The sequence below is a fragment of the Bradyrhizobium sp. UFLA05-108 genome (assembly GCF_059803455.1).
The window spans coordinates 1-14,889 of the sequence record NZ_JBANAZ010000060.1 but is presented as its reverse complement, the minus strand read 5'-3'; the positions used below and the strand labels follow the sequence as shown (position 1 = coordinate 14,889).

Below are 14,889 nucleotides of genomic sequence, written 5' to 3'. Positions count from 1 at the left end.
CCATGCAGTCTCAAGGCAAGATCGTGGTCGCGAGCCAGCATTATCCGCCGGATCCCAGCACCACGGCGACGATCATGGCGGAGATCGCGTGCCGTCTGGCCGTGGACCATGAGGTCGTTGTGCTGTCCGGCATGCCCGGCGAGCTGCCGGCCTCGCAGACCGGACCCGGCAAGCCGCGCGTCGTTGCCGTCAAGAACCGGATGACCGGAAAGGCGGCGCTGGTCCGGCGCGCTCGTGCCGAGATCCTGTTCGCGCTGCGCACCTTCCTCGCGTTGACGAAGGTTTTGAGGCGCGGCGATGTCGTGCTCACCGTGACTGCGCCGTTCATGCTGCCCTATGCGGTCGCGGCGGCTGCAAGGCTGAAGGGCGCGCGCTCCGCGTTGATCATGCACGATCTGTTTCCCGACGTGCTGGTGATGGCGGGCCTGCTCAAGCCGCGCTCGATCGTGACCCGCGTGATCCGTGCCGCCAACGCTTTGATGTTCCGCGCGCTCAATGCCGTCATCACCATTGGCCGTGACGCCGAGGGACCGCTGCTGCGCTACCACGGCATGACCGCGAACAAGATTCGCTTCATCCCGAACTGGGCGACGCTCGCTCCTGCGCTGCGTCCGGTCTCGGTGGACAATCCCTTCCGCCGCGCGGTGCCGGCCCGCTTCGTTGTCGGGCTGTCGGGCAATCTCGGTTTCACGCACGATCCGGAGATCGTGTTCGAGGCCGCGCGCCTGTTGCGGCAGCAGACGGACATCCACTTCCTGCTCTCCGGCTGGGGGATCGGGTTCGAGCGGCTGAAGCAGTTGCAGGCGGAATCGAGCTTGCCGAATGTCTCCTTCGTGCCGCGCGTCGAGGACGCCGAGCTCGAGGCGTTTCTCGCGGCCGCCGACGTCTGGATCATCCCCTATCGGAAGAACGTCGCGGGTGTGTCGGTGCCGAGCCGATTCTATAATCTGCTGGCCGTCGGTCGTCCGGTAGTGCTGGTTTCCGAGCCTGAGGCGGAGGCTGCGTTGACAGTGGTCGAAAACGGGTTGGGCTGGGTGGTGGCGCCGGGCCGCCCCGAGGAGCTGGCGGATGCGATCCGCGCGGCGGCCGGGGCCGACGCCAAGGCCATTGTGGACCGGGCGGTGAAGGCCGCCACAAAATTCGATCGCGTCACGGCCATGGATGCCTATGCTGGCGTGATGGACGAATTGTTGCGCAATCCGGAACTGGCAGGGCAACGATGAGCGAGCGAAAGCCGGTTGTGCTGGTGACGGGCGCCAGCGGCTTTGTTGGGCGCCACGTCGCGCCCGCCCTCGTCGACCAGGGGTGGTCGGTCCGCCGCGCGGTGCGCAGCCCTGAGGGGCTGGATGGCGAGGTCGTCGTCGAAACGATCGGTCCCGAAACCAACTGGCAGGCCGCGCTCGACGGTGTCGATGCCGTCGTCCACCTTGCCGCCCGCGTTCACCACAAGCACGAGGAGCACGCGGTCCAGCTCTATCGCAACATCAACATCGCCGGCACCCTGCATCTGGCGCGATCGGCGGCTGCGGCCGGCGTGCGCCAGTTCATCTTCATCAGCACCGTGCTCGTTCACGGCCGCAGCAATGAGGGCCGCGCGCCGTTCAGCGAGGACGACATCCTGACCCCGCGGGGGCTCTATGGCATGTCCAAGGCGGCTGCCGAGGCAGGTCTCAAGACGCTGGCGCGCGACAGCGACATGAAGGTTTCGGTGATCAGGCCGCCGCTGGTCTATGGCGCCGGTGCCAAGGGCAATTTTGCGCTGCTGAGCCGGGCGGTCAATCTCGGATTGCCGCTTCCGTTCGCCGCGATCCGCAATCATCGCGCCTTCCTTGCCGTGCAAAACCTCTCGTCGTTCATCCTGCGCCGGCTCACCCATCCCGATCCCGCGAGCAATTTCGAGATCTTCCTGATCGCCGACAAGGAGCAGGTCTCGACTCCCGAGTTCATCGAGAGGCTGGCCAATGCCGCGGGCAAGCGGCCGCGGCTGTTCGCGGTCCCGCAGGATCTCTTGGGCTCGGTGCTCGGGGTCATCGGCCGCCAGGACACCCATGACAGCCTGATCGGCTCGCTCGAGCTGAACGTATCGAAGGCGATCGCGACCGGCTGGCGGCCGGAGGTGTCGCTCGACGAGGGACTGCGACTGGCGCTGTCGCCCCAGGGCACCTGACATGCCGCCGGCGTCGCCTCAGCCCGCCCGAACCTGAGAAAACCTGCGCAGCACGAAGCCGACCGCGACGGCGCCCGCAAGCAGCGCCAGCGTCGTGACCGTCGTCGAGGCGGCCTTGATCGTGAGAATCGCGAGCAGCGCGAGTAGGAGGTTGAGCGCGAACACCTCGCTGACGACGCGGGACACCGTGAAGCCATTGTCGGTGGCACGCTGATAGAAATGCGAGCGATGCGCCGACCAGAACGGCTCCCGCCGTGCAATGCGCCGGAACAGCGTGACGGTGGAATCGGCAAGGTAGTAGGCGGGCAGCAGCAGCGCCGCGGCGATCTGCTGATGCCAGGCAAGCCCCAGCAGGCACCAGCCGAGCAGGAGCCCGATCGGCAGGCTGCCGACATCGCCCAAGAACACCTTTGCGACGGGTCGGTTGAATGGCGCAAATCCGGCCATGGCGCCGCACAGCGCCGCCGCGACGAACGCGGCCGGCAGCGGCAGCTCGCCGAGCCATCCGAGCAGGGCCAGCGCGGCGGTGATGGGGACCACCTCCGACACCGTCATCAGATCGAGCCCGTCCATGAAGTTCACGAGATTCACGAACCACACGCCGGCGAGCAGGATCAGGCCGCGCTCGAAATCCAGCGGCAGCGCCGGGATGATCCGCAAGTTGTCCGGCGTCGCGAATACGACGGCTCCGGCGGCGGCGGCCTGCAGCACGAGACGAACCAGGACGGGAAGGGATTTGACATCATCGGCAAAGCCGACCAGCGCAATCACCACCGTGGCCGCGATCAAAACCAGCGGAACGGATGCATTCAACCAGGCGGCCCAAAGCGAGGCGACCAGCAGGGTCGCAGCGACAATTGCGATGCCGGCACCCTGCGGCGTCGGGATCCGATGCGAGGAGCGCGCATTTGGCCGAGCCAGCGCGTAACGTTGCAGCAGGGGCATGCTCCGCCAGGTGATGCAGGCCGAGAGCAGCGCGGCCAGGGCGGCAGGTAGGAGGACGAGCAGAAACATCCCCGCCGCCGTTGCAGGTCCCGAAGCGAACGTGCTCACTCCGCAACCCCTATCGGCGCCGATCCCTGCTGGGCTTTCTCCGCGCTGAAGATCCAGAGCAGTCCGCCGAACGCGCCGACGATGAAGGACACCGCACCGTACAGCAGCGAGACGTTGACGCCCTCATTGGCTGCGAGGCCCGCAAAGCCGAAGGCAAGGCCCATGGTCGCTTCGCGCACGCCCCAGCCGGCGATCGAAATCGGCATCATGGTGATCAGCATCACTGGCGGAATGAGCAGGAAGGTCTCGCCGAAACTGACGGGCGCCGTGATCGATTGCACGACGCACCAGGCGATCACGACGGTGAGCACGTGAACGAGCAGCGACAGGATCGTGACGATCGGCCCGCGCGAACGGTTGAAGATGGCGCGGTTGGCGATCACTGCGCAGGCATGAATGTGGTGGGTGCCCCACCAGCGCTTCAGCCATGGCCAGTTCAGGGCACCGAGCAGCAGGAAGCCGAGACCGGCCCCGAGCGCGGCAAAGTCCAGCAGCAACAGTGCCGAGCGACCCTGGGCATCGTTGATGAGGCGATAGCTCCACGGCAGGCTGGCGACGATGACGATCGCGAGCGCGATCAGGCCGATCGCGCGATCGACGAAGATCGAATAGGTCGCTGCACGCCAGCCGGCGCCAGCGCGGGCGACCAGCCAGAGCCGGACGGCATCGCCGCCGATCGCCGAGGGCAGGGTCTGGTTGAAGAAGGTTCCGATCACGTTGTAGCGCATGGCGCGCTCGAGCTCGAGCGGCGCGCCGCACTCCGCGCTGATCTCACGCCAGCGCAGCACACCGACGAAGATCTGGAGGAACGTCACCGCGATCGCGAGCGCGATCCAGTACAGGCTGCTCACGGTGAAACGTGACAACAGATCGGAAGGGTTCACCTTGCGCAGCGCCAGATAGAGCAGCGCCCCGGAAACGATGATCTTGGCCGCAGAAAGCAGGATTCGGCGCATCTCGCCCGCGTTTGAACAGGGGGTTTCTTCAGAGTTGGCGTAACCCGACGCCCTGCGCCGAATTCGGCCGCTTTGGTATGGTCTTGGCGCCGATCTTGCAATAGCTGTCGTGAGAAGCCGTCGTGAGAAGCTGTCGTGAGAGGCCGCGGTAGCTATTGCCGCCCCCTTGACGCGGCGGCTAAAGAGGCGGCGGCGGACGATTTGGGAACATGATGGCAGATCAGGCAATTTTGCTCACGGGCGCGGCCGGCTTCATCGGTTTTCACGTCGCCCGGCAGCTTCTGGCCGAAGACCGGCCGGTCGTCGGGCTCGATAATCTCAACAGCTATTACGATCCGGCCTTGAAGCGGGCGCGGCTGGAGGTGTTGCAGCGGCATGGCGGCTTTTCCTTCGTCCAGGCCGATCTCGCCGATCGCGACACGATTGCGAACCTATTTGCGCAGCACCGGTTCGCGACCGTCGTGCATCTGGCCGCTCAGGCCGGCGTGCGTTACTCGATCGATCATCCGCAGACCTACGTCGATTCCAATCTTCAGGGCTTTCTCAACGTGCTCGAGGGCTGCCGGCACAATGGCTGTCGTCATCTCGTCTATGCTTCGTCATCCTCCGTTTACGGCGCCAACACAAAACTGCCATTTGCCATCGGGGACGGAACAGACCATCCCGTAAGCTTCTACGCCGCGACCAAGAAGGCCAATGAGGTGATGGCGCAGTCCTACAGCCATCTGTACCGGCTGCCGGTCACGGGCTTGCGCTTCTTCACCATTTACGGCCCCTGGGGCCGGCCCGACATGGCCATGTTTCTGTTTGTAAACGCCATCATGGAGGGCAGGCCGATCCGGCTCTTTAACCATGGCAGGATGCGGCGCGACTTCACCTATGTTGACGACGTCACGCGTGTAGTATCCAAACTAATTGATCGTGTTCCGGTGGATAACCCGGCCGCCGCAAATGCGCCGTCACGGCTCTACAATGTCGGTAACCACCATCCGGAAGAGCTGATGCACGTCGTCGGACTGCTGGAAAGGGAGCTGGGCCGGACGGCTGTCAAGGATCTGTTGCCGATGCAGCCGGGAGACGTACTGGAGACTTTTGCCGATGTCGGGGATCTGATGCGTGACACGGGGTTCGCACCATCAACGCCGATCGAGATCGGTGTCCGGAATTTCGTGGGCTGGTATCGCGACTACTACAAGGTTTGAGATGATGATGGACAAACGCATTATTCCACTGATCATGTGCGGCGGCGCGGGCACGCGGCTGTGGCCGGCTTCGCGCGAGGTGCGGCCCAAGCAGTTTTTGCCGCTGTTCGGCACGCGCTCGACGTTCCAGGACACGCTCTTGCGCGTCTCTGATGGCGCGCTGTTCGATCGCCCGATCGTCATCACCAATGCGGCCTATCGCTTCATGGTGCTGGAGCAGCTCGTCGAGATTGGCGTCGAGGCCGATGTGCTGCTGGAGCCGATGCGGCGCGACTCGGGACCTGCGATTGCGGCCGGCGCCGCCTTTGCGCAGGGCCGCGACAACGCGGCGATCGTGCTAGCGCTCGCCGCCGATCATGTCGTGCGCGACAACGCCGCGTTCGTCGCGGCGTGCCGGCAGGGGCTCGTTGCCGCGGGCGAAGGGCACATCGTCACCTTCGGCGTCAAGCCGGAACGGCCGGCGACCGAATATGGCTACATCAACCCCGGTGACGTGATCGCGGGCGAGGTGCGCGCGGTCACGAAATTCGTCGAGAAGCCGGACGCGGCGAAGGCGGCCGACTACGTCAATTCGGGCTATCTCTGGAACAGCGGCAACTTCATGTTCCCGGCCGCCGTGCTGCTTGACGAATATCGCAAGGTCGATGCGACGAGCGTGCAGGCGGTCTCCGAGGCCGTCGCCAATTCTGGCCGCGATCTCGGCTTCGTGACGCTCGAGCCGAAGGCGTTTGGTTCCGCCAAGGCGATCTCGATCGACTATGCGGTGATGGAAAAGACCACGCGTGCCGCCGTCGTCCCGGTGTCGTGTGGCTGGTCCGATGTCGGCTCCTGGCTTGCGGTATGGGAGCTCTCGGAGAAGGATGCACAAGGCAATGCCGCGCACGGCACTGCCGTGTTCGAGGATTCGCGCAATTGCAACGTCACGACCGACTCTGCGCTGGTCGCGCTCGAAGGTGTCGACGATCTCGTCGTAGTGGCGACCGCCGATGCCGTGCTGGTCTCGCGCCAGAAGGATGCCAACGGCCTCAAGCGCCTCGTGACCAAGCTGAAGACGGTGGCCCCGAAGGTCACTGAGGAGCATCTCAAGGTGCATCGCCCCTGGGGCAGCTATCAGTCGGTCGACAATGGCGAACGTCACCAGGTCAAGCGCATCGTGGTGAAGCCGGGCGGGCGGCTGTCGCTCCAGAAGCATCATCATCGCGCCGAGCACTGGATCGTGGTCCGCGGCGCGGCCCGGGTCACCGTGAACGAGACCGTCAAGACGGTGCACGAGAACGAGTCGATCTACATCCCGATGGGCGCGGTGCACCGGATGGAGAACCCCGGTAAAATCATGCTGGAGCTGATCGAGGTCCAGACCGGCAGCTATCTCGGGGAAGACGATATCATCCGGATTGAAGACGACTATCAAAGGTCGTAACCAGCAACTCCGAATCGCGTGATCCGGGCTCAAGGCCGGCCTCCGATCGTGGCCTAAGGCCCGGGGAACGTGTAATTTTTTGAATCAAATCGTGTCCGGTCTACTATCTCGGCATTCGCCACAAATGTGGCGCCGTGCTAGGAGTGGCGCCGGGGATTTGGGTTGAATCGGGGTTCGATCAGATGAGTTCCAAAGGATCTGCACCGGCCAAGGCCGGCTTGCGCGTCGGTGTCATCGGCGCGGGCGTGATGGGCAGCAACCACGCGCGCGTGCTCGCGGGGCTTCCCGGCGTCAGCCTGGTCGGTGTGGTCGATCCCTCGCCGGCGCACCGCGTGCGTGCGACCGAGCTTGCCAATTGCCAGTGCTTCGAGACGCTCGATCAGCTCGTCTCCGAAGGCGTCGATGCCGTCACGATTGCGGCGCCGACCCATCTGCACCACGAGATTTCGCTCGCCTGCATCGCCAGGAAGGTCCACCTGCTGGTCGAGAAGCCGATCGCGTCTTCCGTGGAAGAGGGGCGCGAGATCGTCACTGCTGCGCGCGAGGCTGGCGTGACGCTGATGGTCGGCCATGTCGAGCGCTTCAATCCGGCGGTCGCTGCGGTCAAGCAGGCGATCGCGGGCGAGGACATCCTGTCGATCGCGATCACGCGCGTCGGTCCGTTCCCGCCGCGCATGTCGAATGTCGGCGTGGTGATCGACCTCGCCGTGCATGACATCGACCTGATCCGCTGGTTCACCGAGTCCGATATCGTCGAGGTGCAGCCGCAATTGTCGAGCGCGGTCGCCGAGCGCGAGGACATCGCGCTGTTGCAGTTCCGCACCGCGTCGGGTGTGCTTGCCCACATCAACACCAACTGGTTGACGCCGTTCAAGGCGCGCAGCGTCACGGTCGCGACGCGCGGCAAATACGTCATGGGCGATCTGTTGACGCGCCAGGTCACCGAATGCTTCGGCTTCAAGCCGGACGGCGCCTATTCGATGCGGCATCTGCCGGTCGGCCATGACGAGCCGCTGCGTGCCGAGCTGATCTCGTTCCTCAACGCGGTGCGCCATGGCGAGACGCCGGCGGTGACCGGCGATGAGGGCGTTGCGAGCCTCGAGATCGCGACGCGCTGCCTGGAGGCGCCGAGCCGTCCCGCGGCGGCATCCGCGGCCCGCAAGGGGCCGCGCCGCGTCGCCGGCTGATCCGTCTCGATGTCGACCACCCAGAATCTGCCAGACAACCCGCAAGGCGCCATGAACCAGCATCTGCGTTCCGATCCCATTCCCTTCATCGATGTCGGCGCGCAGCGCCGCCGGCTCGGCGCTTCGCTCGATGCCGCCGTCACGCGCGTCCTCGACCATTGCCAGTTCGTCAACGGACCGGAGGTCACCGAGCTCGAGAAGCAGCTCGCGGCCTATTGCGGCGCCAAGCATGTGGTGGGCTGCGCCAGCGGCACCGATGCGCTGCTGATGGTGCTGATGGCGAAGAACGTCGGGCCCGGCGATGCCGTGCTGTGTCCGTCGTTCACCTTCATTGCAACCGCTTCGCCGGCGGCGCGGACCGGTGCTACGCCGGTCTACGTCGATGTGGATGAGGCGACCTTCAACATGAGTGCCGAGTCCCTGAAGCGCGGCATTGCGACCGCCCGGAAGGCCGGCTTGAGGCCTGTCGCGATCATTCCGGTCGATCTGTTCGGACAGCCCGCCGATCACGACGCCATTGCCGCGATTGCGGAGGCCGAGGGCCTGTTCGTGATCGACGACGCCGCGCAAAGTTTTGGCGCGAGCTACAAGGACCGCAAGCTCGGCACGCTGGCGCTGGCAACCACGACCAGCTTCTTCCCGGCCAAGCCGCTCGGCTGTTTCGGCGACGGCGGCGCCATCTTCACCGATGATGACGAGCTCGCGCACACGCTGCGCAGCATCCGCGTCCACGGCCAGGGCGCGGACAAGTACGACAACGTGCGCCTCGGCCTGACCGGCCGGCTCGACACCATGCAGGCCGCAATCCTGATCGAGAAGCTCAAGATTTTCGACGACGAGATCGCGGCGCGCAACAAGGTGGCCGAACGCTATGCCCGTGGCCTGTCCAACGTCGTCACCGTTCCGCGACTTGCGCCCGGGTGCACCTCGGTCTGGGCGCAGTACACCATCCGCCTGCCTAAGGGCACCGACCGCGACGGCTTTGCCGCCGCACTGAAGGCCCAGGGCGTGCCGACCGCGATCTACTATGCGAAGTCCATGCATCAGCAGACCGCCTACAGGCACTATCCGGTCGCCGACGGCGGCCTGCCGGCCTGCGAGAGCCTGTCGGAGGACGTCATCAGCCTGCCGATGCACGCCTATCTCGACGAAGCGGCCCAGGAGCGAATCATCGCCGCCGTGCGCGGCGCGATTTCAACCTGATTGTCCTGATTTTGTGGTGCCACCTTGGGGGTACCTCTCCCGCTTGCGGGAGAGGTCGGATTGCGAAGCAATCCGACTGAGGGCTCTATACTCTTGGGGGTTCTCGTTTGCGGAGATACCCTCTCCCCAACCCTCCCCCGCAAGCGGGGGAGGGGGCGCAACTTCGCCGCGCGGCTTGCACCTAGACCTAATCTGGCCATGCTCTAAAACGGACGCATGCTTGGACGCATCTTCACAGTTGGCGGCTATACGCTGCTCTCGCGGCTGACGGGGTTTGCCCGCGACATCATGCTCGCGGCGATCCTGGGCGCCGGCCCCGTTGCCGACGCCTTCTTCGTGGCGCTGCGGCTGCCCAATCATTTCCGCGCGATCTTTGCCGAAGGCGCCTTCAACGCCGCCTGGGTGCCGGCCTATGCCCATGTCCATGGCGAGAAGGGCGAGGCGGCCGCAAGACTGTTCGCCGACCGCATCTTCACGCTGCTGCTCGCATCCCAGCTCATGCTGCTGATTGTCGCCTGGCTGTTCATGCCGCAGGCCATGAGCATCCTGGCGCCAGGCTTTAGTGAGGACGCCGAGCAGCGCAAGCTCGCGATCGAGCTGACCCGGATCACTTTCCCCTATCTGCTTTTGATCACGCTGGTGACGCTCTACGGCGGCATGCTCAACGTGATGCAGCGCTTTGCAAGCGCCGCGGCTGCGTCGATCTTCCTCAACGTCTCGATGATGATGACGCTGGCGCTGGCCGCCTGGTTTCCGAGCGCAGGGCACGCTGCCGCCTGGGGCGTCCTGATTTCGGGCTTCCTTCAGTACTTCCTGCTCGCGGGTGATCTCGCGCGCCATGGCGGCCTGCCGCGCTTTGCGCCGCTGAGGCTCGATGAGGATGTCCGCAGCTTCTTCAAGGCGCTGGGCCCGGCGACGCTGGGCTCGATGGGCACGCAGGTCGCACTGTTCGCCGACACCATCATCGCGACCTTCCTGCCCGCAGGCGCGCTGTCGGCGCTCTACTATGCCGATCGCCTCAACCAGCTACCGATCGGCGTCATCGGCATCGCCATCGGCACAGTGCTGCTGCCGGAGATGTCACGGCGGATCACGGCCAACGACCATGATGGCGCGATGAAGGCGCAGCGCCGCGCGTTCGACTTCACGCTGCTGTTCTCGGTGCCCTTCGTCGCGGCCTTCATCACCGTGCCCGAGGCGATCATGCGCGCGCTGTTCGCCCGTGGTGCCTTCTCCAAGGCCGATGCGGCAGCCGCGGGCGCGACGCTCGCGGCCTATGCGATCGGCCTGATTCCCTTCGTGCTGATCCGTAGCGCGGTCGCGACTTTCTACGCGCGCAAGGATACGGCGACGCCGGTTCGGGCATCGCTGACCGGCATCGCGGTCAACGTCGCCCTGAAGGTCGCCTTGATGGGATCGCTCGCCCAGATCGGCCTGGCGCTGGCAACCGCCGTTGGCGTCTGGACCAATCTGCTGCTGGTGCTCTTCTTCGCGGTGCGACGAGGCTTTCTCGTGCCGGATCGCGCCTGGCTGTTGTCGCTCGTCAAATTCCTGCTGACCGGATTAGTCCTGGCAGCCGCCTTCTGGCTGATCGCGCGCTTCGGCGGTGCCTATCTTGCCCCGATGCGCTTCCACGACGAACTGACGCTGGTCCTGTTGGCCGTCGGGGGCACGATCGTCTACGCCCTCGCGATCCTCGTGCTGTTTGGCCGCCGCTGGCTGGTCTCGCTGGTGCGCGGCTAGGCGAACTCCAATAGATTCGTTGTGTCCGTTTTACGGGGGACGAATGCGCCGGTTCGAGGTTCTCGCCTCTAGGATGCATCGGACCTCCGCACATCCCTTGATTTTGCACGATTCCCGTGGTATTGGCGCCTCATGAACAAAGTAGTGCGCAACGTCAACTTCAAGGACATGACCCGCTTCGGCTGGGCCGTGGAAGGAGTCGCGCGCTAGGAATTCGACGACGACATCTTTTCACAAAGGCCCCGCCGGCATCGGACGGGGCCTTTTGTTTGGCCACGCTCCCTGCCGGCACAACAGCAGGAGCATCCGATGCCACCCCAACAGACGAACATCACATCCGAGACCGAGCGCGATGCCGCGGCGCTCCGCCTCGACCTCTCCATTGCAACGCTGGACGACACTTTGTCGGAAAAGGACGGTGCTGGAGCGGCCGCAGCGACGGGGCGCGTCTTAAGCCTGCTCAAGCGATATTGGCGTGCGTTTCAGGAGCAACGCCAGCGCGAGAGCTTGCGAGCCAGCTTGCAGGACCTGAGTGACAGGGAGCTGATGGATATTGGCTTGACGCGCGGCGAGATTGACTACCTCACACCTGAACGGGCTATCGATACGCTTAGAGATAGCACGAGGCATCTATGGAGCCGTGGGGGGATGTGACAGATCAATCGTCCTGCCCCCGCCATCCGCGCGGGGGCGCGGCGCTTTGCCCGGCCTGCGGCCATCTTGCATGGTAAAGCCGTTTGCGCTGCCCGCCGTTCCGCTGCAATATACGGCAAAACAACCATGAGGGCATGGAGAGAACATGGCTGCTCCCATCAAGTTCGGCGTTGGCCAAAGCGTGCTGCGCAAGGAGGATGACGTACTGATCCGCGGCAAGGGCCGCTACACCGACGACTATGCGCCGCACGCGGCCTTGCGCTGCCTGATGCTGCGCTCGCCGCACGCGCATGCCAAATACACCATCGATGTGAGTCGCGCCCGCACGCTGCCCGGCGTCGCGTTGATCCTGACCGCCGACGACGTCGGGGATCTCGGCAATCTGCCGTGCCTGTTCAACCTCGAGACCGATCCGTTCACCGGCCCGCCTTACCCGATCCTCGCCAAGGACGAGGTGCGCCATGTCGGCGATTCCATCGCCTTCGTGGTGGCCGAGACCATCGATCAGGCCCGCGACGCGATCGAGGCGATTGAGGTCAAGTGGGCGCCGCTGCCGGCGGTGACGGGCGTCGTCAACGCCGTGAAGCAGGGCGCACCGCAGGTCTGGCCGGACAAGCACGGCAACGTCTTGTTCGACGTCTCCATCGGCGACAAGGCCGCAACCGAAGCTGCCTTTGCGAAAGCGCATGCGGTCGCCGAAATCTCCATCGTCAATCCGCGCGTGGTCGCGAGCTTCATGGAGACGCGTGCAGCGGTCTGCGAATACGACGCCAAACGCGACCATCTGACGCTGACGGTCGGCAGCCAGGGGAGCCACCGCCTGCGCGACATCCTCTGCCAGAACGTGCTCAACATCCCGACTGACAAGATGCGGGTGATCTGCCCGGATGTGGGCGGCGGCTTCGGCACGAAGCTGTTTCCGTACCGCGAATACGCGTTGATGGCGGTCGCGGCGCGAAAGCTGAAGAAGGCCGTGAAATGGGCGGCCGACCGCTCCGAGCATTTCATGGGCGACGCGCAGGGCCGCGACAACGTCACCACCGCCAAGATGGCGCTGGCCGAGGACGGCAAATTCCTCGCCATGGATTGCGACCTGATGGGCGACATGGGCGCCTATCTGTCGACCTTCGGGCCCTATATCCCGCATGGTGGCGCCGGCATGCTGCCGGGCCTCTACGACATCCAGGCCTTCCACTGCCGGGTGCGCACGGTGTTCACCCACAGTGTGCCGGTCGATGCCTATCGCGGCGCGGGCCGTCCCGAGGCCGCTTACGTCATCGAGCGCCTTGTGGACGCGTGCGCGCGAAAACTTGACATGACGCCGGACGCCATCCGCCGCAAGAACTTCATCCAGCCGAAGGCGCTGCCTTACAAGACCGCGACGGGCAAGATCTACGATTCCGGCGACTTCGCCGCGCATCTGAAGCGCGCGATGGAGATCGCGGAGTGGAAGGAGTTTCCAAAGCGCGCCAAGGCGGCCAAGAAGCAGGGCCTGGTCCGCGGCATTGGCTTGGCGAGCTACGTCGAGATCTGCGGCGTGATGGGGGAGGAGACCGCCAATGTCAGGCTCGACCCCAACGGCGACGTCACCGTCCTGATCGGCACGCAGTCGAGCGGGCAGGGGCACCAGACGGCTTACGCCCAGATCGTTGCCGAGCAGTTCGGCCTGCCGCCGGAGCGCGTGCATATCCGCCAGGGTGACACCGACGAGATCGCGACCGGCCTCGGCACCGGCGGCTCGGCCTCGATCCCGACAGGCGGCGTCTGCGTGGAACGTGCCACGGGGGAGCTCGGCAACAAGCTGAAGGAGATCGCGGCGCAGGCGCTGGAGGCAAGCGCCGGCGACCTCGAGATCTCGGGCGGCGCAATCCGTATCGCCGGCACCGACCGCTCAATCTCCTTTGCCGATCTCGCCAAGCGCCCCGGCGCCGACCCATCGAAGATGAACGGCAGCGCGACCTTTGCCAGCGCCGACGGCACTTATCCGAACGGCACGCATCTGGCGGAGGTCGAGATCGACCCGGCCACCGGCGTGATCAAGATCGTCAACTACGTGATCGTCGACGATTTCGGCAAGACGCTCAATCCGCTGCTGCTCGCCGGCCAGGTGCATGGCGGCGCCATGCAGGGCATCGGCCAGGCGCTGATGGAGCAGGTGGTCTATGGCGCGGGTGACGGCCAGCTCGTCACCGGCACCTACATGGACTACGCGCTGCCGCGCGCGGCCGATGGTCCGGCCTTCGTGTTCGAGACCCACAACGTTCCCTGCAAGACCAATCCGCTGGGGGTGAAGGGTGCGGGCGAAGCCGGTGCGATCGGCTCGTGCCCCGCGGTCGTCAATGCCATCGTCGATGGCCTCTGGCGCGAATACAAGATCGACCACATCGACATGCCGGCAACGCCGGAGCGGGTGTGGATCGCGATCACCGAGCACCATCGCCGTCACAGCCTTTGATACGTGATCTCCGCATGCGGGAATAAAACCCCGCGGCGGGGTTCTATTCAGGGATGGGCCGTGCCTCCCGCAATGCGGAGCGTGGTTCTGAGTGTTTGAGCATGATCTTTTTCGGAAAACCGCGTCACACTTTTCCCGGATCATGCTCTTGAAACGTCTGCGAGCCCGGAGAAATACCAGATGAAACGGACGATTATTGTCGTGGGCACCTTGTTGCTGGGTGCGGGCGCCGTGATGGCGCAGCAGGAGATTGCCGTTCAGCAGGACAATCTGATGCGCTCGCAGGCCAAGAGCATGTATGGCGTCATCCTGAAGATGACCAAAGGCGAGATCCCCTACAACCAGAAGGCCGTCGACGAGGCGATTGCCAACCTCGAGACCGATGTCGCCAAGATCGCCAAGACCTTCGAGGTCAATCCCAAGCAGGACGTCGTGAACGCGACCTACGGCGCGTCGCCAAAAGTCTGGCAAAACAAGGCTGATTTCGACTCCAAGATTCCGCCGGTGCAGAAGGCGATCGCGGACGTCAAGGGCAAGGTCAAGGACCTCGCGAGCCTGAAGGCCGCTTACACCAGCATGAATGATCGCTGCACCGACTGCCACGAAACCTATCGCGTGAAGTTGAAGTAGCGGGGCGGGCGTTGCCGCTCCGGCAGCTCTCTTCGCGATCACCGAATCGTGGCATGCGCGCATCACATCTGCGCTGTCATCGCCCGCGAAAGCGAAAGCGGGCGATCCAGTACGCCGCGGCGGTGTAAGGAACGTCTGGCGTCTCTGGAATACTTGTATGGGCTTGGTCAAGGATGAGTGGTTGTTAGATCATTTCAGATCATCTCCTTGTTCGAAGGA

Annotated in this window: 12 protein-coding genes; 10 read left to right on the top strand and 2 right to left on the bottom strand. The window is 64.7% G+C overall.

Going from position 1 to position 14,889, the window contains the following annotated elements; genetic code table 11:
- Positions 1–2 precede the first annotated feature (2 nt).
- Together SO140_RS33585 and SO140_RS33580 are read left to right on the top strand one after the other, a co-directional pair.
- A complete protein-coding gene (locus SO140_RS33585; protein WP_449379103.1) occupies positions 3–1,223 on the top strand; it encodes a glycosyltransferase family 4 protein in 1,221 nt (406 codons plus the stop codon).
- Positions 1,220–2,167, top strand: a complete 948-nt coding sequence (locus SO140_RS33580) for an NAD-dependent epimerase/dehydratase family protein (RefSeq protein WP_449379104.1) — start codon at positions 1,220–1,222, stop codon at positions 2,165–2,167. The genes SO140_RS33585 and SO140_RS33580 overlap by 4 nt, the downstream gene beginning before the upstream one ends.
- Before the next feature lie 18 nt (positions 2,168–2,185).
- On the opposite strand, the gene SO140_RS33575 is transcribed toward SO140_RS33580, so the two are convergent.
- The gene (locus tag SO140_RS33575; protein ID WP_449379116.1) at positions 2,186–3,181 is read right to left on the bottom strand and encodes an MraY family glycosyltransferase; all 996 of its coding nucleotides are present in this window, start codon (positions 3,179–3,181) and stop codon (positions 2,186–2,188) included.
- Positions 3,182–3,216: 35 nt separating this feature from the next.
- Complete coding sequence (locus SO140_RS33570; RefSeq protein ID WP_449379105.1) at positions 3,217–4,176, bottom strand: lysylphosphatidylglycerol synthase transmembrane domain-containing protein; 960 nt, start codon at positions 4,174–4,176, stop codon at positions 3,217–3,219.
- A gap of 212 nt (positions 4,177–4,388) precedes the next feature.
- On the opposite strand from SO140_RS33570, the gene SO140_RS33565 reads away from it, so the two are divergent.
- The 8 genes from SO140_RS33565 (at position 4,389) to SO140_RS33530 (ending at position 14,670) form a co-directional block, all read left to right on the top strand.
- Entirely contained in the window at positions 4,389–5,378 is a 990-nt protein-coding gene (locus SO140_RS33565; RefSeq protein WP_449379117.1) for an NAD-dependent epimerase, read from the top strand.
- Positions 5,379–5,385: 7 nt separating this feature from the next.
- Positions 5,386–6,798 (top strand): mannose-1-phosphate guanylyltransferase/mannose-6-phosphate isomerase, encoded by a 1,413-nt coding sequence (locus SO140_RS33560; protein ID WP_449379106.1) that lies wholly within the window; start codon positions 5,386–5,388, stop codon positions 6,796–6,798.
- Between the two features lie 182 nt (positions 6,799–6,980).
- Positions 6,981–7,985, top strand: coding sequence for a Gfo/Idh/MocA family oxidoreductase (locus SO140_RS33555; protein WP_449379107.1), 1,005 nt, complete (start codon positions 6,981–6,983; stop codon positions 7,983–7,985).
- Between the two features lie 51 nt (positions 7,986–8,036).
- Entirely contained in the window at positions 8,037–9,188 is a 1,152-nt protein-coding gene (locus tag SO140_RS33550) for a DegT/DnrJ/EryC1/StrS family aminotransferase (protein WP_449379118.1), read from the top strand.
- Positions 9,189–9,404: 216 nt separating this feature from the next.
- Positions 9,405–10,931: a murein biosynthesis integral membrane protein MurJ gene (gene murJ, locus SO140_RS33545; protein WP_449379108.1), complete on the top strand. Its 1,527-nt coding sequence runs from the start codon at positions 9,405–9,407 to the stop codon at positions 10,929–10,931.
- 309 nt (positions 10,932–11,240) lie between these two features.
- A complete protein-coding gene (locus tag SO140_RS33540; RefSeq protein ID WP_449379109.1) occupies positions 11,241–11,585 on the top strand; it encodes a DUF1127 domain-containing protein in 345 nt (114 codons plus the stop codon).
- A gap of 145 nt (positions 11,586–11,730) precedes the next feature.
- Positions 11,731–14,040 carry a xanthine dehydrogenase family protein molybdopterin-binding subunit gene (locus tag SO140_RS33535; protein WP_449379110.1) on the top strand — a complete coding sequence of 770 codons (2,310 nt, stop codon included), beginning with the start codon at positions 11,731–11,733 and terminating at the stop codon, positions 14,038–14,040.
- Positions 14,041–14,220: 180 nt separating this feature from the next.
- The gene (locus SO140_RS33530; RefSeq protein ID WP_449379111.1) at positions 14,221–14,670 is read left to right on the top strand and encodes a c-type cytochrome; all 450 of its coding nucleotides are present in this window, start codon (positions 14,221–14,223) and stop codon (positions 14,668–14,670) included.
- Positions 14,671–14,889 lie beyond the last annotated feature (219 nt).